Below are 243 nucleotides of genomic sequence, written 5' to 3'. Positions count from 1 at the left end.
GTTTCCACATGAATCCTAGTTTAAAGAATTTCATAGTTGAAAATGCCAATGTTGTGGGACACTTAATTAAAGGAAAGTTAGAGATTCCTCAAAAATGTATTCGTGATTTATCTAACGATGAAGGAGCTGGCGTTGATATTGATGGACATAGAAAAGGAGCTTATAAGGATGCAGAAGGTAAACTTCATATTGTCGATACAACTTGTACCCACATTGGATGTGAAGTTGAATGGAACAATGGAG

At 35.8% G+C, this 243-nt stretch carries 1 protein-coding gene; it reads left to right on the top strand.

Features of this window, described 5'->3' with window-relative positions; all coding sequences use genetic code 11:
- On the top strand, nt 1-243 hold a 243-nt coding region (locus JDS95_RS30780), incomplete at both ends, for a Rieske (2Fe-2S) protein (RefSeq protein ID WP_472926266.1).

The sequence above is a fragment of the Bacillus cereus group sp. N24 genome, from assembly GCF_016483345.1.
Lineage (GTDB): Bacteria > Bacillota > Bacilli > Bacillales > Bacillaceae_G > Bacillus_A > Bacillus_A toyonensis.
Note: the sequence above shows the minus strand (reverse complement) of the source record. Positions and strands in the feature narration are given on the sequence as shown.